Source organism: Pseudarthrobacter sp. CCNWLW207 (assembly GCF_037203945.1).
GTDB lineage: Bacteria > Actinomycetota > Actinomycetes > Actinomycetales > Micrococcaceae > Arthrobacter.
In genome coordinates, this window is record NZ_JBBCBS010000005.1 from 32,689 (window position 1) to 57,425 (window position 24,737).

General features: G+C 63.5%; 19 protein-coding genes. 11 read left to right on the forward strand and 8 right to left on the reverse strand.

What is annotated here, in order from left to right; translation table 11 throughout:
• The first annotated feature begins 13 nt into the window (after positions 1–13).
• Positions 14–2,461 (forward strand): hypothetical protein, encoded by a 2,448-nt coding sequence (locus V9L17_RS09880; protein ID WP_337351290.1) that lies wholly within the window; start codon positions 14–16, stop codon positions 2,459–2,461.
• Here V9L17_RS09880 and V9L17_RS09885 read toward each other — a convergent pair.
• Complete coding sequence (locus tag V9L17_RS09885; RefSeq protein WP_337347200.1) at positions 2,458–5,082, reverse strand: AMP-binding protein; 2,625 nt, start codon at positions 5,080–5,082, stop codon at positions 2,458–2,460. The two genes, V9L17_RS09880 and V9L17_RS09885, sit on opposite strands and share 4 nt — an antisense overlap.
• Before the next feature lie 225 nt (positions 5,083–5,307).
• Here V9L17_RS09885 and V9L17_RS09890 point away from each other — a divergent pair, with 225 nt between their 5' ends.
• From V9L17_RS09890 to V9L17_RS09910, 5 genes are all read left to right on the forward strand, one after another.
• Positions 5,308–6,354 carry an iron ABC transporter substrate-binding protein gene (locus tag V9L17_RS09890; protein WP_337347199.1) on the forward strand — a complete coding sequence of 349 codons (1,047 nt, stop codon included), beginning with the start codon at positions 5,308–5,310 and terminating at the stop codon, positions 6,352–6,354.
• 4 nt (positions 6,355–6,358) lie between these two features.
• On the forward strand, positions 6,359–7,951 hold the full coding sequence (locus V9L17_RS09895; RefSeq protein WP_337351291.1) for an ABC transporter permease: 1,593 nt from the start codon (positions 6,359–6,361) through the stop codon (positions 7,949–7,951).
• Positions 7,948–9,105, forward strand: a complete 1,158-nt coding sequence (locus tag V9L17_RS09900) for an ABC transporter ATP-binding protein (protein WP_337347197.1) — start codon at positions 7,948–7,950, stop codon at positions 9,103–9,105. The genes V9L17_RS09895 and V9L17_RS09900 overlap by 4 nt, the downstream gene beginning before the upstream one ends.
• 223 nt (positions 9,106–9,328) lie before the next feature.
• Complete coding sequence (locus V9L17_RS09905) at positions 9,329–10,531, forward strand: cation:proton antiporter (protein WP_337351292.1); 1,203 nt, start codon at positions 9,329–9,331, stop codon at positions 10,529–10,531.
• Positions 10,532–10,921: 390 nt separating this feature from the next.
• Positions 10,922–11,740, forward strand: coding sequence for an alpha/beta fold hydrolase (locus tag V9L17_RS09910; protein WP_337347195.1), 819 nt, complete (start codon positions 10,922–10,924; stop codon positions 11,738–11,740).
• 28 nt (positions 11,741–11,768) lie between these two features.
• Here V9L17_RS09910 and V9L17_RS09915 read toward each other — a convergent pair whose 3' ends face one another.
• The 6 genes from V9L17_RS09915 to V9L17_RS09940 form a co-directional block, all read right to left on the reverse strand.
• Positions 11,769–12,896, reverse strand: coding sequence for a Gfo/Idh/MocA family protein (locus V9L17_RS09915; RefSeq protein WP_337347194.1), 1,128 nt, complete (start codon positions 12,894–12,896; stop codon positions 11,769–11,771).
• The gene (locus tag V9L17_RS09920; RefSeq protein WP_337351293.1) at positions 12,893–13,666 is read right to left on the reverse strand and encodes a ThuA domain-containing protein; all 774 of its coding nucleotides are present in this window, start codon (positions 13,664–13,666) and stop codon (positions 12,893–12,895) included. The genes V9L17_RS09915 and V9L17_RS09920 overlap by 4 nt, the downstream gene beginning before the upstream one ends.
• A 30-nt stretch (positions 13,667–13,696) precedes the next feature.
• Complete coding sequence (locus tag V9L17_RS09925) at positions 13,697–14,554, reverse strand: carbohydrate ABC transporter permease (protein WP_337351294.1); 858 nt, start codon at positions 14,552–14,554, stop codon at positions 13,697–13,699.
• A gap of 7 nt (positions 14,555–14,561) precedes the next feature.
• On the reverse strand, positions 14,562–15,563 hold the full coding sequence (locus V9L17_RS09930) for a carbohydrate ABC transporter permease (protein ID WP_337351295.1): 1,002 nt from the start codon (positions 15,561–15,563) through the stop codon (positions 14,562–14,564).
• Positions 15,564–15,573: 10 nt separating this feature from the next.
• Entirely contained in the window at positions 15,574–16,812 is a 1,239-nt protein-coding gene (locus V9L17_RS09935; RefSeq protein ID WP_337351296.1) for a sugar ABC transporter substrate-binding protein, read from the reverse strand.
• 104 nt (positions 16,813–16,916) lie between these two features.
• Positions 16,917–17,939: a LacI family DNA-binding transcriptional regulator gene (locus V9L17_RS09940; RefSeq protein ID WP_337351297.1), complete on the reverse strand. Its 1,023-nt coding sequence runs from the start codon at positions 17,937–17,939 to the stop codon at positions 16,917–16,919.
• 191 nt (positions 17,940–18,130) lie between these two features.
• On the opposite strand from V9L17_RS09940, the gene V9L17_RS09945 reads away from it, so the two are divergent.
• On the forward strand, positions 18,131–19,378 hold the full coding sequence (locus tag V9L17_RS09945) for an ROK family transcriptional regulator (protein WP_337351298.1): 1,248 nt from the start codon (positions 18,131–18,133) through the stop codon (positions 19,376–19,378).
• Here V9L17_RS09945 and V9L17_RS21295 read toward each other — a convergent pair.
• Positions 19,347–20,090 (reverse strand): hypothetical protein, encoded by a 744-nt coding sequence (locus V9L17_RS21295; protein WP_443198026.1) that lies wholly within the window; start codon positions 20,088–20,090, stop codon positions 19,347–19,349. The two genes, V9L17_RS09945 and V9L17_RS21295, sit on opposite strands and share 32 nt — an antisense overlap.
• Positions 20,091–20,406: 316 nt before the next feature.
• Between V9L17_RS21295 and V9L17_RS09960 the strand changes: the two genes are divergently transcribed.
• From V9L17_RS09960 to V9L17_RS09975, 4 genes are all read left to right on the forward strand, one after another.
• Entirely contained in the window at positions 20,407–22,266 is a 1,860-nt protein-coding gene (locus V9L17_RS09960) for a vWA domain-containing protein (protein ID WP_337347186.1), read from the forward strand.
• Between the two features lie 72 nt (positions 22,267–22,338).
• Positions 22,339–23,151, forward strand: a complete 813-nt coding sequence (locus V9L17_RS09965; RefSeq protein ID WP_337351301.1) for a hydrolase — start codon at positions 22,339–22,341, stop codon at positions 23,149–23,151.
• A 69-nt stretch (positions 23,152–23,220) separates the two neighbouring features.
• A complete protein-coding gene (locus V9L17_RS09970; protein WP_337351302.1) occupies positions 23,221–23,730 on the forward strand; it encodes a methyltransferase family protein in 510 nt (169 codons plus the stop codon).
• 72 nt (positions 23,731–23,802) lie between these two features.
• On the forward strand, positions 23,803–24,633 hold the full coding sequence (locus V9L17_RS09975; protein ID WP_337351303.1) for an endonuclease/exonuclease/phosphatase family protein: 831 nt from the start codon (positions 23,803–23,805) through the stop codon (positions 24,631–24,633).
• Positions 24,634–24,737 lie beyond the last annotated feature (104 nt).

Sequence of the window (24,737 nt, forward strand, 5' to 3'; positions counted from 1 at the left end):
TGAGCACTGCTTCATGAGCACAGTAGACGGCGGGCCGTCCCGGCCGGACGGCCCGCTGACTTCTCCCGCGTCTGCCGGTACCAGCACTGTTAACCCTTCCCACGTCCTGCTGCCTGACGTTCCTGTGCTGGCCGACGGCGTGGAACTGATGGGTGAAACAAAGGGATCGGGGTACCGGGAACCGCCTTCGCTGGTCCGCCGGGCAGACGGCCAGGCCATCCAGCTGACCCGCCTGCTGTACCTGGTACTTGAAGCAGTGGACGGCCAGCGCACTACCGAACAGATTGCCGCCCACGCCAGCACACGCTTCGGAAGATTAGTCAGCGAAGACAACGTCCGCACACTGGTCGCCTCGCAGCTGCTGCCGCTGGGACTGCTCCGGCTGGGTGACGGTTCACAGCCAGAGGTGCGGAAAGCGGACCCCCTGCTGGGCATGCGCTTCCGCTACACCGTCACGGATCCGGAACGTACCCGAAAGCTCACGGCGCCGTTCGCGTTGCTCTTCAACCCGGTCATCGTGGCGGCCATCTGCGCAGCCTTCATCGCCGCGTCCTGGTGGGTTCTCGGGGTCAAGGGACTCGCCTCCGCGACCCACGACGCCTTCGCCAACCCGGCCCTGGTCCTGCTGGTCCTGGCCGTAACAGTGCTTTCGGCCGGCTTTCACGAGTTCGGTCACGCCGCGGCCGCACGCCGGGGCGGCGCCACGCCCGGTGCCATGGGGGCGGGTCTGTACCTCATCTGGCCTGCATTCTTCACGGACGTCACAGACTCGTACAGGCTGGGCCGCGGGGGCCGGATCCGGACCGACTTGGGCGGGCTGTACTTCAACGCGATCGTTGCCGTGGCCATAATGGGTCTCTGGTGGGCCACCGGCTTTGACGCCCTGTTGTTGGTTGTGGTCACCCAAATTCTCCAGATGGTCCGGCAGCTCCTGCCCCTGGTCCGATTCGACGGGTACCACATCCTGGCCGATGCCACCGGGGTCCCGGACCTTTTCCAACGTATCAAACCGACGCTGCTGGGGTTGCTCCCCTGGCGCCGCACGAGTCCCGAAGCACAGGCCCTCAAACCATGGGCCCGGGCCGTAGTCACTGTCTGGGTGTTGGTCACTGTGCCGCTGCTCGTGGTCAGCATGGCCATGATGGTCCTCTCGCTCCCTCGGCTCCTCGCGACGGCGTGGGCCAGCGTCCTGGATCAGCAGGCGCAGTTTGCCGGAAGCCTCGCCGACGGCGACCTTGGCGGCGCTGCGCTGCGCGCCCTGGCGATCGCCGCCGTCGCCCTTCCCATTCTTGGCATCCTCTACATCCTGCTCCGACTGGCCCGGCAACTGACCCTCGGGCTCTGGCACAAAACGCGCGGAAAGGCATTGCAGCGAGCCGCCGCGATGGCCACCATCGCAGCGGTGACCGCCGGGCTTGCCTGGGCCTGGTGGCCCGCGGCAGACACCTACCGGCCCGTCCAGCCGTACGAACGCGGAACCCTGGCAGACGTAGCCACCGCCGTTTTCCCCGCTGCGTCACACTCTCCCCTGCGGGAAGGGCAGGCCGGGAAGACTGTAGCGTTATGGCCCGCAGGGGCAGCCATGCCGACACGCGAGAACCCCCAGCTCAGCACGGTCCTGGTACCGCATACTGGTCCCGCCAGTGCTGGGACACGGGCCGACAGCGCCCCAGGGGCCAGTCCGGCGCCGTCGTGGGTGTTCCCGTTCAACCAGCCTGCCGCACCAGAGGAGGACGGAAACCAGGCCCTCGCCGTGAACACGAGCGACGGCTCTGTGACCTACGACGTCGCCTTCGCGCTGGTCTGGGCAGAAGACGGCAAACCCGTCGATACCACCAACGAGGCCTACGCGTTCGCCAGCTGCACAGACTGCACCGCAGTCGCCGTCGGCTTCCAGGTAGTGCTGATCGTGGGTCAGGCCGACGTGATAGTTCCGGAGAATTTGTCAGCCGCCGCCAACTACAACTGCCTTCGGTGCCTCACCTACGCGCTGGCCAGCCAATTGGTCCTCACCTTGGACGGACCCCTCAGCGAGGACAGCACAGCCCGGCTCAACACGCTGTGGGCCGAGATCGCCGAGTACGGCCGGGAGCTCCACAACGTCCCCTTCTCTGAGATCCAGGGACGCCTCAACGCATTCAAGGAACAAATCATGGAAATTGTCCGCAGCGACCCCGGCGCCACGAACGGTACTCCCCCGGCCTCGGCCCCCTCTGCCGGCACAACGGCCCCCTCTCCTGGAACCACTGAACCGGCATCCGTGACGTCCAAGGCCACGACGGCGGCACCCACTCCCGCCGCGCCTGTCACTGGTGGTGCGGCTACCGACGGCAGCCCCACGCAGGAAGGTCTCACCCAGGAAGGTCCCATGCAGGAACCGAGTACCGCGCCCGCTGAACCAGCTGTTGTCACCCCGACGCCCAATCCCACCCCGACCGGCGCTGAGGCACCAAGCAGCTAGGCTCGGGCGGCCGGGGGCAACCCTTCGCGTTTCGTGGATTGAGTCCGCCCATAGTTGACGGGTTTCCGAGGGGCTGCAGTTCCCAAGCGAAGCAGGCGGCCCATGATCCTCATGGACACCCCCCAGTACGCCACTCCAACGGCCAGGGATAGGACCACTGCCAGCACAGGGGTGTGCTCCTTGAAATCGGGAAAAATCACCCAGTGCGTCACATACGCGTACAGGGAGGCGCTGGCCAGCGTGCCGAACAGTCCATGAAGGACTGCAGGCAGGGGAAGGGCAGGAATCCAGGCGAGCAGGAGGATCCCGGCGAGGATTGTGGCTTCGCGCCAGGGGTTGTCAAAGTAGCCCGGAAGGGCCAAAGCCGCGATGACGGAGAGGATGAGCCGTTGGGGAACCGTGCGGGCCCGCGCCAGGGCCCACCCGAGCGCGAACAGCCACAGGACGGGCCTGGTGTGCAGGATGTCGATCGGTACGAGGTTGTAGCGGGCCAGCAACCCCACCCCGATAAGCGCCACGGGAAAGGCCAACGGGAACCGCTTTTCTGCCCGGTCCGCCCACGGGATGGCCAGAAGTGCCATCATGGCCACCAGCACATAGATCAGGACTTCCACGAACCAGAAATGCCAGGCATCTGTCCAGCCGCTGGGCCCGATCATCGTGTTGAGCATCAACAGGTTGGCCGGTGTGTAGTTGAATTTGTCCGTCAGGAGCATCACAGCGCCGATGAACGCGACAGTGGGCACGACCACCCGGGCAAGGCTCCGTGCCTGGCGTTTCAACCGGGGAAGCCGGTCCCCGCCCAGTTGGAAGCGCGCGAAGTTGTAGCCGGCCAGGGCCATCAGGACGTGTGCGGTGCCGGGCCACGCAATGAGGTCCATATGGGTGCTGATGATCACCACGATGGCAACGGCGCGGAGCACAATGCTTGTCTCCAGTGGCGCAAAGAGCCTCCAGCGTTTGCGAGCTGGCCGCGCCTTGGCAACCAGGTTCCCGACCGGGGTTACGTGCCAGTCGGCAGGCAGGTGCCCGAGGGCTTTCTCGAGACGGACCGAGGCCGCCACATATGACAGCGAATCGCCTCCGAGGGATACGAACGTGTCGCCGTCGTCGATGTCCGTGATCTCAAGCGCTTCGGCGAAGATTCGGCGGATGTCCTCGGGGGCCGCTGACGCTTCGGCGCCGGGGCTCGCCGTCGTCCGCACCGGCCCTTCGGGCGGAGCCGCAAGCCCAAGGATAGCCGGGTAGTCGGTTTTGCCTGTGGCCAGGCGCGGGAGGCGCTCGACGGCGCGCACCTCCACCGCGGCCCGCGGCAGGCCCAGGCTCTGGGCCAGGGTTTTGGCGAGCAGGCGCTCGTCGTGGTTGCCCTCGACGGCGGCCACGAGCCTCTGGTCTGTTCCAGCGCAGGCGGACTGGAGGCCAAGGTTGTGGAGCGTCTTCTCCACCTGGCCGAGGTCGATGCGCAGCCCGACGATCTTGACGAACCGGCTCCTTCGGCCCACTACCTCATAGAGACCGGAATCATGCTTGCGGGCGAGATCGCCCGTGCGCAGTTCGTGGACGGCGCGGCCGGCCGCGAGGTCGGCCGGACTTTCCGCGTAGCCGAGCATCACGTTGGGTCCGGTGTAGACGAGTTCTCCGTCGTCCAGGCCAGGGACGGGTTCGATGCGAAAGTTCCCGCCCGGCACCGGAATCCCGATGCTGCCGGGAAAGGTGGTGGCCAGGTGCGGTGGAAGATAGGCCATCCGTGCCGTGGCCTCCGTCTGCCCATACATAACGAACAGCTCCCAGCCGTTCCGCTGGCCCTCCTTGGAGTACCGGACGATCGTTTCCGGTTCCAGGCGGCCCCCGGCCTGGGTGATGTAGCGCAGGCTCGGCAGCTCCATGTCGGTGAACCGGACCCGGTCCAGCAATTCGAAGGTGTACGGCACGGCAGCAAAGGAAGTGGCACGCCGGTTGCGGAACAGTTCCCAGAAGCAAGGATCCACCACAGACAGCTCAGTGAGGACGATCCCCGCCCCGCGGAGAAGGTGGCTGTTGATCACTGACAGCCCGTAACAGTAGTACATGGGGAGCGTTGTCATGGCCCGGTCGCCGGCATGGATGTTGAGATACTCAGCGATCGACTCGGCGTTGGACTGCACGTTCTGGTGCGACAGGCGCACGAGCTTCGGGGATCCTGTGGAACCGGACGTGCTGAGCATGAGCGCGAGGTCCGGGTGCAGCTCATGCCGGGTACCGGGCCGGAGTTCTTCCAGGAGCGGCCCCGCCTGATGGCCCGGCACCGTACTCGGCAGGGAGGCGCCCGGCCGGATGATGACGTCGGGATCGTAGGAGGTGATGAGCGATTCCAGCGCGGCGTCGTTGCCGGCGGGAGCGAGGATGAGGGGGTGTCCGGATGCCAGGGCCGCGAGGTAGGCAACGAGCGACTCAATGCTGTTGTCGGCGGCAAGCACCACAAGGCGGCGCACGGTACCGAGGCGCGCTGCGAAAGCTTCCACGCGTTGGGCGAGGTCGCTGTAGCTGAGGACGCGGCCGCCGGTCAGGACGGCGGGCCGGTCACCGTGGCTTGCCAGATTGGCGGCAAGGGCGACCCCTGTGAGTTCGAGGGGTAAGGTCACGGCGTAACCATAAAGTAAGCCTTGCCTAACTACAACTGGATAAATGACAACCCAAGCAACGGCGCGAATTACGTTATGCAACAGTTCCGTAATTGATGTGATCTCCATCACTTTAAGCGCTTTCCTTGTTGGGACTTAGGTTGGGCTAACCTAAAGTTCCTTTGTGGGCAATCTCAGCCCGTCGGCCCCAGGGTCCACCAGACTTGTTCCCAGAAAGCAGCCTCCATGAAGATCCGCACCCACGCGCTGGCCGGCATCGCCATCGCCGCCACCGCAGCCCTTGGGCTGACCGCCTGCGGCGGCAGCACTGCCCCCGCAGCCTCCGGTTCCGCTTCCGCCGAAGCCGGAGACATCACGGTCTACAACGCTCAGCACGAGAGCCTGACCAAAGAGTGGATCGAGGCCTTCACGGCCGAGACAGGCATCACGGTGACCATGCGGCAGGGCTCGGACACGGAACTGTCCAATCAGATCGTCCAGGAAGGCACTGCCTCGCCGGCCGATGTTTTCCTCACCGAAAACTCCCCCGCCATGGCCCAGGTGGAAAACGCGGGACTTTTTGCGGATGTTGATGCGGCCACCATCGCGCAGGTCCCCGAAGAGTTCCGCCCGTCCACCGGCAAGTGGACCGGCATTGCCGCCCGCTCCACCGTCCTGGTCTATGACAAAGCCAAGGTGGCCGAGGATAAGCTGCCCAAGTCCATGCTTGATCTGGCCAAGCCGGAGTGGAAGGGCAAGTGGGCCGCATCCCCGTCCGGCGCCGACTTCCAGGCCATTGTCTCCGCACTGCTTGAGCTCAAGGGCGAGGCCGCAACGGAGGAATGGCTCAAGGGCATGAAGGAAAACTTCAAGGCCTACAAGGGCAATAGCACGGCCATGAAGGCCGTCAACGCCGGCGAAGTTGATGCCGCACTGATCTATCACTACTACTACTACGGCGACCAGGCCAAGACCGGCGAGAACTCCAAGAACGTCACGCCGTACTACTTCAAGAACCAGGATCCGGGCGCGTTCGTGTCCGTCTCCGGCGGCGGAGTCCTGAAGACCACTAAGAATGCAGAAGCTGCCCAGGCGTTCCTGAAGTTCATTACCGGCAAGAAGGGCCAGGAAGTCCTGCAGAAGGGCACCTCCTTCGAATACGCCATCGCCTCTGACGTCCCCGCCAACGAGAAGCTGGTTCCGCTGGCGGAACTGCAGGCTCCCACCGTGGATCCCGCCAAGCTGAACTCCGAGAAGGTCACCGAGCTGATGACCAAGGCAGGACTCCTGTAATTCAGTGACAACCGATCTATCGGCTTCCCCGTCAAAAGGGAGCACGACGACGGCGGGCCGGGGCAGCAGCCCCCGCCCGCCTTTCGGCGTCTCAGCAGTGTCCGTCATCGCGGTGCTGATCGCACTCTTTTCGCTTATTCCCCTGGGCTACGTCGTGTTCATGACCGCAGCCACCGGCTGGGACACCGCCGTCGAACTGATCTTCCGCCCCCGCGTGGGCGAGCTGCTCCTCAACACCGTCCTGCTGATGTTGGTGACAGTGCCCCTTTGCCTCGTCCTGGGAATCGGCGGGGCTTGGTTGGTGGAACGCACCAAACTGCACGGCCACAAAATCTGGGCTGTCCTGCTGGCCGCTCCCCTGGCCATCCCGGCTTTTGTGAACAGCTATGCGTGGGTATCCGCTGTTCCGTCCCTGGAGGGCCTGGGCTCCGGCGTCCTGATCGCCACACTGTCCTACTTCCCCTTGGTCTATATCCCCGCAGCAGCGACTCTAAGCCGGCTGGACCCGGCCATTGAACAGTCCGCCGCAGCTCTGGGGCTCGGGGCCTGGCGGGTGTTCTTCCGCGTGGTTCTCCCGCAGCTCCGGCTTGCCATCACCGGCGGCGCACTGTTGGTGGCCCTGCACCTGCTGGCCGAATATGGGGCCTTTGCCATGATCCGTTTTGATACGTTCACCACCGCGATCATGGTCCAGTTCCAATCCACGTTCAACGGCACCGCCGGCAACATGCTGGCCAGCGTGCTCGTGTTCTTCTGCCTGGTCTTGCTGCTCCTCGAAGCCCGCGGCCGCGGATCGGCCCGGTATGCGCGAATCGGTTCCGGAGCCCAAGGAAAGGCCCTGCGCCTGCCGCTGCACGGCTACCACGTTCCTGCCCAGCTCTTCCTCCTGACGCTCACCGCCCTGGCCTTTGGGCTGCCGCTGGTGTTAGTCCTGCGCTGGGTCTTCGCCGGTGGCCCCGTGATTTGGGTTGCAAACGAATTCGTGCCCGCCCTTCTGACGACCCTCGGCTACGGCCTGGCCGGGGCGGCGGTGACTACCGTGGTCGCCTTCCCCATGGCCTATCTGGCAGTAAGGCATCCAGGCTGGTTCAGCAAGGCCCTCGAGCTCTCCAACTACGTCACCAGCTCCCTCCCCGGCATCGTAGTGGGCCTGGCGTTCGTCACCGTCAGCATCAGTGTGGTTCCCGGCGTTTACCAGAGCAGTGCGGTCCTGGTTGCCGCCTACGTCCTGCTGTTCCTGCCGCGGGCGCTGGTGAACCTGCGTGCCGGCCTGGCCCAGGCCCCCAAAGAACTCGACGAAGCCGCGCGGGCACTGGGTAAACCTCCGCTCCTTGCCTTCATCAGGGTGACCCTCCGGCTCACTGCGCCCGCCGCTGCGGGCGGCGCCGCCTTGGTGTTCCTTGCCATCGCCAACGAGTTGACCGCAACGCTGCTGCTATCCCCCAACGGCACACGGACGCTTGCCACGGAATTCTGGATCAAGAGCAGTGAAATCGACTACACAGGTGCGGCACCCTACGCCTTGCTGATGATCCTGCTCTCCGCCCCTATGACCTACCTCCTCTTCCACCAGTCCAAGAAAGTGGCCGGACAGTGACCGAACAATCTCCCTCGCGGCTCCCGGAGCCGCGGATTGCGGCGTCGGTGGCCCCCAGCACCAACAGCCATCTGCAGATCACCGACGTCACCAAGAATTTTTCATCCCAGGCGGTCCTCAAAGGCGTAAATCTGTCTGTCGCCAAGGGTGGGACTACCGCCATCGTTGGTCCCTCCGGGTCCGGCAAAACTACTCTGCTGCGGCTCATCGCCGGTTTCGAGCACCCCACCACCGGCAGCATCTCGCTGAACGGTACCAAGGTGGCGGGCGACGGCGTCTGGTTGCCGGCGCACAAGCGTCACGTGGGATATGTGGCACAGGATGGTGCCCTCTTTCCCCACCTCACCGTGGGGCAGAACGTCGCCTTCGGCCTGGACGCCGGAAAGCTCGACGGCGGGCGGCGCGCCGTGGCGGGCCGGATCAATGAACTGCTGGAGATGGTCTCCCTGGACCCGGCAATGGCCAGGCGGCGTCCGCATCAGCTTTCGGGCGGGCAGCAGCAGCGGGTCGCCCTGGCCCGCGCTCTGGCCCGCGAACCCGAACTCATGCTCCTGGACGAGCCGTTCTCGGCCCTTGACGCGGGCCTGCGCGTTGCCACCCGGCGTGCGGTAGCCAAAGTCCTCAACCAGGCCGGCGTCACCACCATCCTGGTCACCCACGACCAAGCCGAAGCACTCTCCTTCGCGGACCAGGTAGCCGTGATGCGCGGTGGCAAGCTGGCCCAGATCGGCAATCCCTTCGTCGTCTATACCCGTCCCGCAGACCGTGCCACAGCGGAATTCCTGGGCGACGCGGTCATCCTCGACGCCTGGCTGGAAGGCTCACTGGCCACCTGTTCGCTGGGCGGAATCCCGGTCCGCCGGCCGCCGGCCCAGGGCCGTGTGCAGCTGATGCTGCGGCCCGAACAGATCCGGATTGCCGAGGACGGCCCGATCCGTGGCGTGGTGGTGGATACCGACTACTTCGGCCCTGAGACGACGGTGCGCCTCAAGCTGGCAGTTCCCCCGGAGCTGGCGTCCGGCGCCGACCACCGCTACCCCGGTGGGGGCGAAGTCATCACCATCCGCCACTGGAATGCGTCCATCGCGCGGCCAGGCATGGAACTGTGCCTTCGGGTTGTGGGCGAGGCCGTCGCATTTCCGCTGGACGACTAGAAAATACGGCGTGGAAAGGGCCGCCGCGCGGTCACGCAGGTGTTCTTCACGGCGCAAGTTTATGAATGCACCCCCGGCGCGACCCATGGCAGAAAACCGCGGATATATGGACGATCACGTACGGTACCCGGTGTTGTTGTTTGGCCTTATGGCGCCATCGCTATGGTGGCGGTAGCTTTGGATTACTTTTCGTCGAAGCAGCGAGGTGCCGGAGGTACCACCGATGCAGGGCTTGTCCACGTCACTGGTTCTGATCGCCCTGCTGGCTATCGCAGCGCCCCTTGCGGCCCGCTTCCTTGACCGCGTGGTCAAGGTACCGATTGTGGTCTTCGAAATTGTCCTCGGAATCATGCTCGGCCCCAGCCTGCTGGGCTGGATCCATCCGGCAGAGTTTACGGATACGCTGGCCCAGTTCGGGCTCGCCATGCTGTTTTTTGTTGCAGGCAACGAGATCGATTTCGCCGTCATTAGCGGCCGGCCGGCTAACCGTGCAGCTGCTGGCTGGGTGATCTCGTTGGCGGCAGGCATTGGCGCAGGCCTCGTCCTGGCCCCGGCACCGGAGGCTGCCGTGATTGTCGGCGTCGCCCTGTGCTCCACTGCACTGGGCGCGCTGCTGCCCATCCTTCGCGACGCCGGCGAATCGAAGTCCGCGCTCGGCATCGCGGTAACCGCACTGGGTGCCGCCGGGGAGTTTGGTCCTCTCGTAGCGATCTCGCTGTTCTTCAGTGGCAGGGAGCTCGGTCCGGCAACAGGTGTACTTCTCGGGTTTGTCCTCCTGACTGGCTTGGCGATTTACCTCGCCTCGCGCGCACGGCACTCACTTCTCCACTCCCAGGTCACCATGACCCTGCACACCAGCGGCCAGTTCGCCGTACGGTCCATCATGTTCATCCTCACTGTGCTCGTTGTTCTCAGCATGGTTTTGGGACTGGACATGCTGCTGGGTGCGTTCGCCGCCGGAGTCCTCTGGAAGGTGGCCATCGCGCGGGCTCCCGAACTGGACCGGAAGGTCATCGAGACAAAAATCGACGCCATCGCGTTCGGTTTCCTGGTGCCGATCTTCTTTATCGACACCGGCATAGATTTCGACCTGCGTGCGCTCACCGCCAGCCCGGCCGCCCTAGCCCTGGTCCCGCTCTTCCTGATCCTCCTGCTCATAATCCGCGGTCTGCCGTCGTTGCTCGCTGCTCCCCCTCACTCCAGCGGTGCAGAGAAACGGGCCATCATGCTGTTTGGGGCAACGGGATTGCCGATTATCGTGGCGGTGACAGCCATTGGCCGGGACGAGGGGCTGATCTCGGGCGGAATCGCATCCGCCCTCGTTGGAGCAGGCATGCTCTCGGTACTCCTGTTTCCGCTCCTGGCACTCCGTCAGCATCAACGCGGATTATCGGCGAAGCCAACGCGGCACCAGGAAATCCCTTAGGAGAGGGACCAAGCGCCCGGCGGTGCACCAAAATGCGATTCGCAGGAATGCTTGCCTTTCCCTGCCCAAGAATTTCCCTGGGACTAGGGAAAACCAAAGGAACTCTTGATCCAGCGGCGGCATGGTTAACCCATGAAGCGGAGATCAGCGCCCCGGGCCCTCGGCGGTCCTTCACGCACTGGCATAGAGGTAAACGCCTCGAGCGGAGTCAGCCCCACCACCGGGTTGGCGGCCTCATCCGCAATTCCGCAGAAGTGGACTTCGAGCAACTTCGTTCAAGACGGAGAACTCTGGCCCGACTGCCGGGACTGAGACCTGATCCGCTTACGAGGCACCTGGTTATGACTGGACCCGCTGCACGAGCGTCGCGACGCGACCTACACTGACTGGATGAAGGTCACGGACAGCGAAGTGCCCGTGCACTACGCCGAATACGGAAGCGGCACACCGGTTCTCGCCCTGCACGGGGCTGGTGTGGATCATCGCGAGATCGCCGCCGCCGTTGAACCGATGTTCTCCGGCCTCTCTGGCTTTCGCCGCCTCTACCCGGACCTGCCAGGGATGGGCCGCACTCCGGCGCCGGAAACTATCAACAGCAATGATGACGTCGTGGATGTGCTGTTCGGACTGATCGACGACACCATCGGCGATAAACCATTTCTTGTCATAGGCCACTCCTACGGCGGGTACCTGGCCCGTGCGATTGCCGGCCGCAGACCCGGGCAGGCCATAGGGCTGGCGCTGATCTGCCCAGTTGGCGCACACACGGGCCAGGTGCCCGGACACCAGGTCCTTGTTTCGTCGGCCGCGCCGGCCGGCGCGCTGGACCCGGATGTTGAGGCTTCCTACAGCGACTACTTTGTGGTGCAGACCGCGGAAACCCTGCGCCGGTTCCAGGCGGATGTGGCTCCCGCCGCCGCTCTCGTTGACGAGCGAGGCCTGACGCGCATCTTTTCGCACTGGGAGCTGCGGTCCGTTTCAGAAGCAGCGAAAGTCTATCCACATCCGGTGCTCGTCCTTGCCGGTCGTCAGGATGCCACGGCCGGGTACGCAGACACTTGGGAATTGATAAACGATTATCCTCGTGCCACCTATGCGGTGCTGGATCGAGCCGGCCATGCTCTGATGCACGAGCAACCCATTCTGGTCCAAACACTCCTTGCCGAATGGCTGGCGCGTGTGCGTGAGCACTCAACGGTAATGGAGTAACCCACCAACTCCACACGAGAATCGCCCGTCAGCGGGCGACGCTTTCGCCGGTGAGTGCACTCCGAACCGATGTCCATGATTTGAGGACTTCCAGAACGGCCGGGTCCCGCTCGGCCAGGATGGCCTGGCCGTAGGAGTCCGCCAGGAGTACGTCCACGGACACCCGCGATCCCGCTGCGGCGCTGCGGATCGCAGCTTCCACCATGGCAAGGCTCATGATGTTCTGGTGGACCCTTCCCATCGGCACGCTTCCCGTGCGGACCGCGTCCACGAAGTCCCGCAAGGACCCGGCGATTTCCAGGCCCGGGTCTTCGCTGGTGCCGCCATCAGAGGCAAGCGAAGATACAGGGTGGTTGTCCCCGTCCCACAAAACTGTTCCGCGCTCACCACTGATACGCCACGAAGCATTCCACGAGGTTTCCTGGCCCGGACTGCACCAACTCCCGGTGAACACGAAGCGTTCGCCTCCAGTCATTTCGAAGATGGCCGTGGAGCATGCATCTCCCCGGTACCAGCTCCAGGCGGGGTTGTATTCCTCGCAGAAGACGGAGACCGGATCGGCGTCGAGCAGGAACCGGGCCATGTCGAACTGGTGGATGGCCATGTCCAGCAGCAGGGGGTGGTCCATGGCATCGCGGAAACCGCCAAAGTGTGGCGCCTTGAAGAACTCAGCCGACACAATGCCAACGGAACCCAAAGATGCGGACAGCCGCTTCGCTTCGAACAATTGCCGGTTGTAGCGGCGGGACTGGCTGACCATGAACAGTTGGCCGTGGAGTTCAGCAGCGGCCGCCAGCGAGAGTCCCTGGGCCACTGTGGATGCAACTGGCTTTTCGCCAAGGACCGGCAGCCCAGCGGCAAGTGCTTCCGTGGTGACCGGATGATGAGCGGCAGGGATGGTGACGTTGATGACTGCCTGGGCTCCGACGTCGGACGCCAATGCCGTTGTACTGGCACCTACCGGGAGATCGGGATGCCCCAGCGCGGCTGCAGCCGTGCGGGCGGCGTCCAGGTCCAGGTCGACGATGCCCGCAAGCTCCACCAGTGGAGATTCCTCAACAGTGCGAAGCCAGGCGCGTCCCATGCCCCCGGCTCCGACCACAACGACGCGAAGGGGCGTGCCGTCATCGGGGATGATGGCGAAGGGGGTGTTCATGCGTTGGCTCCCTGGTAGCTCTTGCCGTTGAAGAAATCGCCGGTTTCATAGCGAAGCAGTTCGGGGACGGCCCGTTCGGGCCGGTCGGTGAGTGCCCATTCCACCGCGTTGGCGATGACCCGGCGGATATCTTTGTGGTGGTACACGGGGTAGTCCTGGTCGCCGGGGCTGAAGAAGAAGATCTTGCCGTGTCCGCGGCGGAACGTGCAGCCGGAACGGAAGACTTCGCCGCCGCTGAATGAACTGATGAACACGAGTTCCTCGGGTGTGGGGATGTCGAAGAACTCGCCGTACATCTCCTGCTCGGGAATCTCGATGGGGTGCGGCACCCCTTTGGCGATGGGGTGGGTCGGGTCCACGGTCCAGACGAGTTCGCGGTCCTGCTCAGACCGCCAGCGAAGGGTGCAGGAAGTGCCCATGAGCTTGGTGAAGATCTTGGACCAGTGTCCGGAGTGCAGCACGAGCAGGCCCATGCCGGCGAGGACGTGGCGGTGCACGCGCTCAACAATCGCGTCGTCGACGTCCGCATGGGACATGTGCCCCCACCAGGTCAGGACATCGGTGTTGGCGAGGACTTCCTCCGTGAGGCCATGTTCCGGCTCGTCCAGGGTGGCGGTACGGACCACGACGGCGGAACCCAGGTTCTCCTCGATGCCCGCCTTGACGGCGCCGTGCATTCCCTCCGGATACAGGCGTGCCACCAGTTCGTCCCGCTTCTCGTGCCGGTTCTCGCTCCACACAGTGACATGGATGGGCTTGCTGTCAGTCATGATTTCTCCTTTTTAGGTGCTGAAGGCGGTCTATTTGACCGCGCCGCCGGTGGTGCCGGCAGCGATGTATTTCTGGGCTGCGACCAGCAGGACGATGGCCGGGATGGAGGCAAGTACTGCCGTCGCCATCACTGAACTCCAGTCGTTCACATAGGCCCCGATGTACTGGAAGATTCCCAGCGTCACGGGCCGGACGGCTTCGGTGGTAGTCAGGGTGAGTGCGAAGAGGAAGTCGCTCCACGCAAACAGGAAGGTGAACAGGCCAGCGGTGATCAGGGAGTTCCGGCTTAAGGGCAGCACGATCGACCAGAACGCCCGGAGGTGGCCAGCGCCGTCCACCCGCGCGGCCTCGATGACAGAGGCCGGCATGCCATTCATGAACGCCCGGATGATCAGGATGGCAAACGGGATTCCATGCGCGGAGTCCGCAAGGATCAGGCCAGGAATGGAGTTGAGCAGGCCTAGATCGTTGTAGGCGGTGTACAGGGCGTTAGCCACCACGATGCCCGGGATCATCTGGCTGATGAGGATGGCGAACAGGACCACGCCTGCGCCGCGGACCTTGAAGTACGCCAAAGCGTAGGCTGCGGGGGCTGCGATGGTTAGGCTCAAGACCACACTTCCGAGTGAAATGACCAGGCTGGTGCCCAGGTTGCCGGCCTGTTCGTTGATCGCGGTCGCGTAGCCGGTGAAATCCGGCTTAAGCGGCAGCCACGAGGTTTCCAAGGTAGTGCCGTTGGGCTGCAGGGAGGCGTTGACCATCCAGTAGACCGGGAACAGCATGACGGCCAGGAAGAAGATGGCCAGTGCCGTGTAACCCCAGTTCTTGCTGGTGGTTCGTGGGACCGCTGACGTTCGGCGGACGGGGGCCCGTAGTTGGGTTGTCATCGTTTCCTCACTCATCCACGGCGCGTCGGCTGGCCCGCAGGTAGAGGACCGCGAACACGAGGGAAATGATCACCAGTACGTTGCCCAGGGCCGCGCCTTCGCCGAATTTAAACTCGTGGAAGGAGAGGGCATAGGACTGGGTGGCGATGGTTTGGGTTGAATTTGCCGGGCCGCCGTTGGTCAGGCCCAGGATGATGTCCAGCACCTTGAGCGTGTAAACCACGCCGAGCACCAGTACTACGCTCACCACCGGCCTCAGCATGGGCCAGGTGATGTGCCGGAAGGCCCTCCAGCCGGTGGCACCGTCCAGGGACCCAGCCTCATAGAGCTCATCCGGTATTTCCTGGAGACCGCCGTAGAGAATGGTCAGGTTGAAGGGAATACCGATCCAGATATTCACGCCCACTACGGCCAGCAACGCAAGCGAGGTGCTGGTCAGCCACGGGATGCCGGTGTCGATCAGGCCGAGGTCGCCAAGGAAGCGGTTAAGGGCACCGCTGTCCTTGTCCAGGATCCAGCGCCACACGGCACTCGACACGATCAGCGGCAGGAGCCAGGGCAGCAGTAGCAATGACCGGAGGATTCCGTTGAGCGGGAACTTGCGCTGGAAAAAGATCGCCAGCGCCAGTCCGATCACGAACTGCCCCAGGATGGACCCCAGCGTAAACAGCGCGGTGTTCAGCAGCGAGGTTGAAAACAACGACGACGACAACACCGTTGCATAGTTGGCCAACCCCACCCAGGGGGCTTCGCCGGTAAAGAACGTCGCCGTGGTGTAGTCCTGGAAGCTCATGACGACGTTCTTGACCACGGGGTAGCCAAAGAACAGGGCCATGTAGACCACAGCGGGAACGAGGAAGAGCCACTGGAAGATATGTTCACTGCGTTGGCGGGTACGCCGACGCGGGACTTGAGTTTGTGCCCCTGAACCGGTGCGGCGGTGCTTCCGTGAAGCCATTCCCGTGGCCGGCCCGGCTGCAGTGTGCGATACGTCGGTTGTCAATGACATGGCGGCCTTCTTACTGGCCTTGGGCTTGCTTGAGGGCGTCGGCCGGCGAGGCGTTGCCCGTCAGTGCGGTCTGGATGGCGGTGTAGATCTTTGTGGCTTGGGCGGGCCATTGCTCACCGAGCTGGCCGGTCCGTGCCCGGGCGGTTTTGATCAGTTCGGTGAAGGTAGCGAGCTTGGGATTCTCGGAGGCGAAGGTTTCCGCAAGCGTGGTCTTGGAAGGAATGGTGTTGCGGACCTTGGCCATCGCCAGCTGGTTTTCGTCATTGTTCAGGCAAGCCACCACTTCGGCTGCCTTCGTCTGACGGGCTTTGTTGCCAGTCTGCGGGACTGTCCATACCTCTCCGCCGAGCGGAGCGACGGAGGTCTGCCCGGCTTCGCGGACCGGGATCTTCACGACGCCATACTGAAGGCTCGGCTGCTTGTCCAGGGACGGAATCTGCCACGGGCCGTTGACCATCATCGCTGCCTTGCCGGCAAGGAACTGATCCTTCACATCAGCCTGGGTCCAGTTGAGGGCAGAAGACGAAACCGACCCGCTCTTGACCAATTCTGTCCACAGCTGCAGGGCCTCTTCGGTCTCTTTGGTGTCAATCTTCTTTTCGTCACCTCCGTTCGACCACATGACGGGGAGGAACTGCCACGTTCCCTCATAGGTGGGGTTGGCGTTGAACGCCAGCCCGTACTGATCCCCGCTCGTGAGCTTCGCGGCTGCTGCCTTCAGCTCATCCCACGTGGTGGGCGGGGTGACGCCAGCCTTGGCCAGGATGTCCTTGTTGTAGAACAGGGCGATGGTGTTCACTGTGGGCGCCAGGCCGTAGACCTTGTCCTTGTAGGTGCCTGCGCTGAGGACACCTTCAGCGAAGTTCTCGGTGTTGATCTTGAAATCAGCCAAGGGAGCCAACGCGCCCGTGGCGGCAATTTGCTGAAGGTCGGGGTTGTCCAGCATGAGTACATCGGGAAGCGTCTTGGAAGAGGACTGCTGGAGCACCTTGGAGATCAGCGACTTGCCCGGAACCGTCTCGCGCTTGATCGTCACGCCCGCTTTCGTCCCGCAGGCGGTGAGCGCATCGCCGATGAAGGACTTGTCCGGCTCATTGTTGTAATAGTCCACCACTGAGATCTCCTTGACGGGATCAGTGGAGGAAGCCGTATTACCCGCTGCGCCGCAGCCTGAGATAAGCAGTGGAAGGCCTGCCAGGGCGGCCATGGCCAAGGAGAGCGGGCGCGCGGTCCTGTGTGCTGACTTCATTGTCTGTTCCTTTTGTGTGCGGATCGGTTCGTCGATGCGTATCGACGATGCTGATCGATGAATGGACGTGAACTTCGAACTGGGTGGGGCGATGGGAGGATAATTCAGCTGCCGGGGGGTGTGCGGAGCGTACTGGAACGGTGCGTAATGACCGTGGGTACCAATTGCAGGGATTCGGTTGGTCCCTGCACATTGGCTTCGAGGAGTTCGCAAATGAGCTTTACTGCCCGGCGCGAGACCTCGGCCGGACGGAGGTCAATGGTGGAGAGAGGAATGGGCTGGAGTTCAGCAAGGGTGGGAGTGGCGCTGCCGATGACCGAGACGTCTTTGCCGGGAGTTAGCCCGCGGTTCGACAGTGCCCGTCGCAGTACGTCCTGAACCGTGCCATCAGGAGCAATAAACGCAGGCACGCCCGTGGTTTCGGCCAGGGCCTTGTCCACGGATTCGGCAAGGACATCGCGGTCGGTGCCGCCTGGCAGGTGGAGTACCTTGACACCCAGGCTCTCCCCCGCCTTGTCGGTGCCGGACATGAAGCGTTCCACGTAATTCACGTGCCGGTCTACCACTTCCCGCTGCCAGTCAAGGACGGAGATCACCGTGTGGCCCACTGCGGCAAGGTCCCGAACGCACTGTTCGCCGGCCATTTCAAAGTCGGCGTCGATGCAGACCAAACCGGAAGGGTCATGCGGGATGCCAATCAGGACCACAGGTACGTGGAGGCTTCGGACCACGGGCAGCCGCTCGTCGTCGCCCTCTACCTGCATGAGAATCAAGCCATCACAGATCTGCTGGCCCACCACGCGCTGCAGGCCTGGTGCACCTTCGTCCTCCGTGACCAGCAGGATGTCGTGATCGTAGAGGCGTGCGGTATTGGCGATCACGGAGACGAACTCCATGATCGAGGCCATGTGCAACTCAGGTATGAAAGGAATGACCAGGCCAATGACACGGGTCCTGCGGCTGGCCAGCGCGCGGGCTCCGGCGTTCGGCTGGTAGGTCAGCTGCTGAATGGCATCCTCCACCTTTTTCCGGGTCTTCTCGGAGATGGGCCGTTTGCCACTAAGAACGTAGGAGACCGTGCTTTGCGCAACGCCGGCGGCCTGGGCAACGTCCTTGCTTGTGGGCATGGCCTGGCCTTCCTGTGCTCTCTGCTGAACGGTTCCTGACGCATCGATACGCTTCGTCGATGCGCATCGACCAGTAGTATGGCATGGGTCACGTTGCTGCGCAAGGGTGGCCGGCGAGCCCTGAATTTAATTCATGACTAAATTTAGTCGGCCAGTATTGTGGGACGTACCCGGAAGAGAGGTCCACACCAATGTCGTCCGTGATCTCCGCACCGGAGCCACAATTGCTGCGCAGGGTAAGTAACAGCGCTGTCCTCGACTTCATGAGGGCTTCTCGCGCAGTGACAGTCACCGAGATCATGAAGGCAACCGGGCTCGCACGCGCCACTGCGATATCGGTGTGCGAGGAACTCGTGGAACGTGGCTGGATCAGGGAGCTTGAGAACCAGCGCGCTTTTGGCGAATACCGGAAGGGCCGGCCCGCCCGCCGATTCGAGCTCAACGAAAGTGCCGGTTTCGTCCTGGGCGTGGACGTAGGAATCGCCAAGGTCACAGCGGTGGTGTCAAATCTCCGAGGGCAGACAGTCGGACGATCCAGCCAGCCATTCCCTGGTGTCCAGATCACTGCTGAGGACCGCATTCCCGGGAGCCAGATTACTGCCGGAGAACGCCTTGCCATCATCGATCAGACGGCCATGACGGCCCTTCAGGATGCAGGTGCCTTAGCCGACATGGTGCTCGCCGTGACCATTGGCATAGCAGCACCCGTTGACCGGAACGGGGACGTGTTGGCCACCCAACACTTCTGGGAACTGTTCGACCTGGACATCAAAACTGCTTTCAAAGACCTCCGCGGCTGGACCGTGCTGCTGGAAAACGACGCAAACCTTGCGGCCTTGGGCGAACGCTGGCACGGCGAAGCTGCCGGAGTCGACGACGTCGTAGTGATCCTCTCCAGCGAACGCTTCGGTTCGGGAGTGATCGATGGCGGGAGGCTCCTTCATGGCAGCCATGGCGGGGCCGGGGAACTGGCATTCCTCAAGTACGTCGAAGGTGTGGGCAATACCTTTGGCATCGCCCTCATGGCCCGGACCTGGGCCTCTGAAACCCTCGCCGGCAAAACCAGGACATCCCTACGAAAGCACCCACGTGAGGAAATCAGTGCCGAACATGTATTCGCCGCGGCCGCAGAAGGAGACGCCCTGGCACTAAGGATTTTGGACCGCCTCGCCGACAGGATGGCCAGAGTCATCGGAGCCGTGGCCACAATCTTCAACCCCGAACTCGTGGTCATTGGCGGCGCCGTGGCAAAGTCCGCCGGAGTACTGCTTGGACCCATCGCGGAACGGCTGGGCGAATTTACCGCGACTCCGCCCCGGATCGCGGTTTCCCCCTTGGGTGAGTCAATTGTTGCTGTCGGAGCCATCAGGAGCGCCCTGGACTATGTCGAGAAAAACAGCCTGGACCTTAACCTCCGCGTGCCGAGCGCGGCTGAATGAGCGAATCATGCCTTAGCGGTGGAGGCCAGTCCGAGCACAGGGTGTAGGTGTTGACTCTCAATGGCAACGCGGGACTGGGCCGCTGCTGCCTTGAGGGCATCCCCCACTGACGCACCGTGAAGGGTCGCAGCCACGAAGCCGGCCATGAACGCATCGCCGGCGCGGTTCGTATCCACCACATCAGCGGGAACTGCGGCAACCTCATGCTTCGTCCCATCCGCTTCCAGCGCCAAGGCACCTGCTGCCCGCGGGTGCATACAGCCAGGTAGGGGCCTTGCTCAAGGCAGGAGCTCATGAGCTCCCAAGGATCGCCGGTTCGATCGTCATTCATGAACACGGCGTCGGCGGCACGCAGGAACGGCTCATGGAACGACGACGATCCGCTGTAGTCGTGGAGGTCCACCCACAGTGGGGTCTGCCGGACCTCATCGCGTTCCAGCAGGAGTACGCCGAGCTCGCTCAGGTCAATCACGGCCAGATCGGCGGCCGCCACCAGGGCGCCGTCGTCGTCCGCCCCAAGAGGCGAGCACAAGCGCACACTGATGCCTAGATCCGCAAGGTGCAGAGCCTTGCCCGCCGAGGTACCCCCAAGCGTCTGCCAGGAGCGCCGCGCGAACTGCATGTGCGGGACGGGCTCCGGAAGGTGATCAAGGAGGATGAGCTGGTTCCACCAAGCAGGCCCGCACACGACGACCGTGGGGGAAATGGACATCCCCTACTCCTGCCTGGCGGCAAAAATCATGCTCCCTGCGGTTGTTCCGCCCGGCACTGTCGGAATGTACTTCAGCAGGCGAAGCGTTGGGGGGGCGCAGTGACAGCTGGCCAAAATCCGGAACCCACAAGTTTCCATCAAAAATCCGAATCCACACACTCACTTTTCGCCCGTCGGGGTTATCCTCAAAGAGCGTATCCAGTTGCGGGGGCATCCGGGCGGGGGGCTAGGCGCACCCGCGGTGTGACTGCCGCGGGCCAGTTTCATATTGTGCATCCACACCGGGGAAACCCGGCGGATTTCAAAGGAAACGAGCATGGGCCGTCGACACGCAGCAACTGACCCCACCTACCCACGCTGGATCTGGTACGTCGCGGCCGCTGTCGTGGCAATTCTCATTGTTGGCGGTGCCTTTGTGCTGCGAACCCTTATTTACCCGGACCGTTCAGGTGGGGGTTCCGCGGGAAATGGCAACACGCCTTCAGCTGAACCCCTGCAACAGGACAGTCCTGCCGCCGTGGCCGGGACCTCCCCCTGCATTACCTTGAACATCCTCACGTCGCTGGAGAACGCAGAGATGGTCCGGGCCCTGGCAGCCGGGTACACGGCAAAACCCCGCAGCGTTGACGGCAAGTGCGTGACGCCGGCCGTGACCCAGGAAAAATCCGGGACCGCTGCCGGCAAGGTTGCGGCGGAGCTCCCCGGCGTTCCCGCAGGCGACAGACCCGTGATCTGGCTGCCTGACTCCTCCGCGTGGCTGCGGATCGCTGGGGACAGCGCCGGTGGAGGTCCTGTCCCGCAGGAGGGAACCAGCCTGGCCCGGAGTGCCATCGTAGTGGCCATGCCCGAGACAATGGCTAAGGCCCTCGGCTGGGACAGCAAACCGCCGTCGTGGTCTGAAGTGTTCAGGATGGCCGAGGACCGTGACGTCTGGGAGCGCCTCGGCCACGGCGACTGGGGAAAGTTCAAGTTTGGCAAAGCCAGTCCGCTCGTCTCGACGTCGGGACTGATGGCCCTGGCTGCCTCCTACGGTGCCGCCGGCGGCAGCCCGGGTGGCTTGGACGACATGGACCTGGACGCTCCCTCCCTGGTGGGAAAAGTGCGCGCCGTCGAACTGGGCACCAGCCACTATATGGCCACCCCCGAGCACTTCCTGTGGCACGCCAGGGAGGCTGACGACGCCGGGAACGTCTCGGAATTCCTCTCGGCCGTGATCGTCGATGAAAAATCTGTCTGGGACTACAACAGGGGCGTGGTCAGTGAGGATGGAATTACGAAGCATCCCGGCCCCGCGCCCAAGGAGCCTCTCACTGCCATCTACCCACAGGACGGCGTGCACGTGGCGGACAACCCCGCAGTAATCCTTGACGGAGACTGGGTGGGGAGCCAGCAGCGCCTGGCTGCCCAGGATTTCATCGCGTTCGCCGTGACGGAACAGGGTCAAAACGTTGTCATGGCATCCGGGTACCGGACCATCCAGGGCAAACTGGATACCGGCGTGGCGGACACCGGCCGGTACGCGCAGACGCTCCAGCCGCTGCCACTGCCCAAGAGGGAAGCGCTTGTAGCCATGCAGGACAGCTTCCCCGATGTCCGCAAGCGGGCCAGGGCCCTGTTCCTGCTGGACGTCTCGGAGTCCATGGTGCAGGAGCCCGGCGTGACCAAGCTGCAACGGGCCAAGGATGCCGTCCAGAAGGCACTGGGTCATTTCACGGGTGAGGATGAGATTGGACTGGCCGCCTTCTCCCACGTGGGCGACGGTCCCCTGCAGCCAGGCATCGTCAGCCCGGTAGCCCCGTTCAAGACCAACAAAGATGACCTCCTCAACAAGCTCAACGCGCTCCAGGCCGTGGACGCCACGCCTCTTTTCGAAGCGGTGAGCCGCTTCTCGGGCGATCAGGCAAAGGACTACAAGGACACCTTCATCAACACCATCGTGCTTTTGAGTGACGGCAAAAACGACACCACGCACCCCGGAGACCTAAAAGGGATCTCCCAGCAGCTGAGCCATCAGAACCACTCGACGCCGGTGCTCGTCTTTACGCTCGCTTACGGGCCCGACGCCGATGTCCCTACTCTGCTGGAAATCGCCAGGGCCAGTGGGGCGCACTACTACGACGCCACCGATCCGAATAGGCTCGAAGAGGTGCTGGGCGAACTGGTGACCAGTTTCTAGGTGTGATGCGAAATGCGATTCCACCGCTAAGCGGAACAGCGAGCACCAGGAGATAGCAAGAAGGGACCAACCATGCTGATCTGCGCAACCTGCGCCGTGGAACGCGACGAACCTGCCCCGAAGCTCTGCCCGATCTGCACCGATGAACGGCAGTATGTGCCCGAGGACGGACAAAAGTGGCTCACACTGGCTGGGCTGGCGCAGGAGGGGCAGCAGACAGTGCTGAAAGAGAACGAGCCGGGTCTTAGCGGAATCATGACGAAGCCGAAAGTCGGAATCGGCCAGACCGCCCAGCTCGTTACGACACACGAGGGTTCACTGCTATGGGATCCGATCGGGTATGTCGATGACAGCACTCTGAAGGCCGTACTCGAACGAGGCCCTGTCCTGGCTATCGCCGCCAGCCATCCCCACATGTTTGGTGTACAGGTCGAATGGTCGCATCGGCTCGGGGGCGTCCCGGTGCTTGTGGCAGATGCAGACCGACGATGGCTGGGGCGCCGTGACCCTAGTATCAAGTACTGGTCCGGCACCCAATCCATCGCCGAGGGCTTGACGCTACACCAGACCGGGGGGCACTTCCCCGGCAGCGCGGTGGTGCACTGGGCTGCAGGAGCGGGCGGCAGGGGGGTCTTGTTGACCGGCGACAGCGTGTATCCGAATCCCGATCGAATCTCCATCTCCTTCATGCGCAGCTACCCGAATCATCTGCCGCTTTCCGGTGCCGTGGCGTTGCGGATAGCCGGGCAGTTGGGAGAGCTCAGATTCGACCGGATCTACGGCAACTTCAACAATGTCATCGCGTCAGGAGCCAAAGCCATCCTGCACGAGTCCGCGCAGCGGCATGCTGCCTGGGCACGAGGTGACTTCGACCATTTGACCTGAAATCACTCGTGGAAGGCGCCGCGGAGCAGGCTCTCGCGTGGCACGAGGAATAGGGCTAGCCTGACGCACATGGCGCAGACAGCCTCACCCGCACGTGCGTGGATCGGAACGATCCTCTTCCTGCTCCTGGCCCCCGGCGTCATCGCGGGCCTCATCCCGTGGCTCATCTCCGGCTGGCGGTGGCGCGACTGGGGCGGCCTGGCCTGGGTCGTGGTGCCGATCGCATGGATCCTGATCGCCGTCGGGGTGGTTACCCTCTTGCACGCCTTCGCGCTGTTCGCCCTGCACCGCGGAACGCCCGCTCCGGTTGCTCCGACCCAGACTCTCGTCGTGACAGGTGCCTACCGATTCGTGCGCAATCCCATGTACCTCTCTGTGCTCAACATCATCCTTGGCCAGGCACTGCTGTGCGGCAGTTGGTGGCTGGTGCTCTACGCCATCATCGTCCTCACCATGGTCGTCGGGTTCGTGAAGGGCTACGAGGAGCCGACCCTCACCCGCACTTACGGCGAGCAATACCTCAACTACCGCCGCCATGTCCCAGGGTGGTGGCCGCTGCTCAAGCCATGGCGGGAGTGACCGTGCTTGGAATGGATCTCTGGCATCGAAAAGGGCTGGTGCAGATTGATGTCCCGTGGGCACCATGGGTGGGTGACCCCTGTCCAGGACATACCACCACACTTCTACGGCCAGCTGATCGAGACGACCGTCAGGGTAGTCGCGTGGAATGTCTGGGGGCTATACGGTCCTTGGGAGGCGCGTGAGGCCGCGATCATCACCACGTTGGCAAAGGCCCGCCCCGACATAGTCGTGCTGGCCGAGTCGTGGGCAAAAAGCCAGGATAGCCAGTGCGCTCGGCTGGCAGGCCCGCTGGGGCTGCCGCACTATGCCTTCAGCGGTGTCACCGCGCAGGAAGACGACTCCGCGCTCTCCGGCGTAGCGGTGATGTCACGGTGGCCAATCAGCTCCAGAGCCAGTACATCTTTCGGTGACCTGCGCGTGCAGCAGGCCGAGCTTGCCGGCCCTCGCGGACCGATCCAGGTCTATGGCGTGGTCATGGATGCATGGTGGTTCGATGAGAGTCAGGAACGCCAGGAAGCGGTCAAGGGCCTGCTCTCGGAGGTGCACGCCGCGCGGGACGATCGAATCCCCCTCATCGCCTGCGGTGACTTCAACGCCGATCCTGACAGTGACGAAATACGGATGATGACCGGCCGGGCAGCGGCGCCCGTCCAAGGGGTGGCTTTCTATGACGCTTGGGAGGTGGCCGGCCCAGGCGGCAAAGGCTGCACGTGGTCCAACAGCAACCCCTGGGCTACACAACTGCTGTGGCCGGACCGTCGGATCGACTACATCTTCACCGCGGCACCTCGGCGCGGCGGAGCCGGCCACCCCCGCTCCGCGGCGCTGATTGGGACCACTCCCGTGCACAGGGTGTACGCATCGGACCACTTCGGTGTGCAGGCCGACGTCCGCTACTGAGCAACCATCATCGCCAGGGGAGCCCGCTCCGACACAGCGACTCGTATAATCTGAGCATGCCGATCACGCGCCTCAAGCGAGGCCTCCACCTCCAGCAGTCCATT